Origin of the sequence: Bacillus sp. AP50, from assembly GCF_040492675.1 — a bacterium.
Classification (GTDB): domain Bacteria; phylum Bacillota; class Bacilli; order Bacillales; family Bacillaceae_G; genus Bacillus_A; species Bacillus_A cereus.
Genome location: NZ_JBEUTW010000595.1, coordinates 1 through 1,382, shown reverse-complemented (window position 1 = coordinate 1,382; position 1,382 = coordinate 1). Strand labels below are relative to the sequence as shown.

Below are 1,382 nucleotides of genomic sequence, written 5' to 3'. Positions count from 1 at the left end.
CTATATCAACTGTTCTCTTTTTCCTATAATGGAATTTATAGGATATTTATAGTATTATATACATATCTTAATAAACAAGAATTTTAGCGAATTGATTAAAGTTTCATTCCCTTATAAAATGAAACTTTAATCAGGAAGGGTTTTATACATCCTCCGCTAATTATTAACCCTCACCACTCGGGCTGCCCATTAATGCGGAGTTTTATTGGAATAAAAAGAGGAGGCATATTTGTGAGAAATATAATAGATGATCCAATACAAAAAAACATAGAGCTATACTATGCTTTTATTCAATTCGTTTCAATGATAACATTACAAAAAGTATCAGCTATTGAAACACGTAAAAACGAATTAAAAAATCAGATGAAAAATGCAGGACAAAAAAACCCTTATTACGTATAAAAAAGGTGAACAGGTTATATTCCTGTTCACCTTTTTAAATTATTTATAAATTTTCACACGGTCCTCTAGCGGTTGGAATTCTTTTTCACCAGCATGTACTACCGGTTTACCAAATGGCATTTGCGCAATAAGTTTCCAATTCTCTGGAACATCCCACTCTTTTCTCACTTCTTCATCAATTAGCGGATTGTAATGCTGTAACGTAGCACCAAACCCTTCAATTTCTAAAGCTGTCCAAATTGCAAATTGTAACATTCCTGATGATTGCTGAGACCAAGTTGGGAAATTATCTTTATATAATGCAAAGTTAGCTTGAAGGCTTTCCACTACTTCACTGTCTTCAAAATATAAAACCGTTCCATAACCACTTTTAAATGCATTCATTTTTTCTTCAGTAGGTGCAAAGTTATTTTCAGGTACAATTTTTCGTAACGTTTCTTTCGTAATATCCCATAATTTATCATGTTGTTCTCCTAATAAAACAACAACGCGAGCACTTTGAGAATTAAAAGCTGAAGGTGTATGTTTTACAGCATGATAAATCACTTCTTGAATTTTCTCATCAGAAACTACTTGCTCTTTACTAATTGCATAAATAGATCTTCTGTCTTCAATTGCTGAGTAAAAATCTTTTGCCATCATAATTCCCTCCAATTTTCAATTGAGGCTATTTTATATGTATATATCATATTACGCCCCTCAAACTTATTATTAATAAGCTTATAACTTTATAATATCACAGCAACAAACAAACTCAAATAATAACACTTATATTTAGAAGCTTTTTCCTTTTTAAAATAAAAATAAAAAGACTGTTTGTTGTTATCTAAAATTAGTAACAACAAACAGTCTTACTTATGTAGCGATCTAGATTCGTATTTTACTTACTTAATTAACTACTCCAAATGCATACGACATTAACTTATTTGTCTCTGTAAAACGTTTTGTTTTACTTGATGTCCCCATGACCACTGTAATAA

The 1,382-nt window shown here is 30.7% G+C and carries 2 protein-coding genes and 1 pseudogene; 1 reads left to right on the top strand and 2 read right to left on the bottom strand.

The genetic code is table 11. The features are described from left to right. Window positions 1-231 precede the first annotated feature (231 nt). A complete protein-coding gene (locus tag ABWK52_RS27070) occupies window positions 232-402 on the top strand; it encodes a hypothetical protein (protein WP_001244279.1) in 171 nt (56 codons plus the stop codon). A gap of 39 nt (window positions 403-441) precedes the next feature. Here the strand turns inward: ABWK52_RS27070 and ABWK52_RS27065 are convergent, their stop codons facing one another. Both ABWK52_RS27065 and ABWK52_RS27060 read right to left on the bottom strand, forming a co-directional pair. Then, on the bottom strand, window positions 442-1,044 hold the full coding sequence (locus ABWK52_RS27065; protein WP_001987122.1) for a nitroreductase family protein: 603 nt from the start codon (window positions 1,042-1,044) through the stop codon (window positions 442-444). Window positions 1,045-1,290: 246 nt separating this feature from the next. Continuing rightward, a pseudogene (locus ABWK52_RS27060) lies at window positions 1,291-1,382 on the bottom strand (D-alanyl-D-alanine carboxypeptidase family protein); the annotation flags it as partial.

Excerpts from the sequence above, each read along its gene's own strand:
- ABWK52_RS27065 (WP_001987122.1), bottom strand. The coding sequence starts at position 1,044 with ATGATGGCAAAAGATTTTTACTCAGCAATTGAAGACAGAAGATCTATT.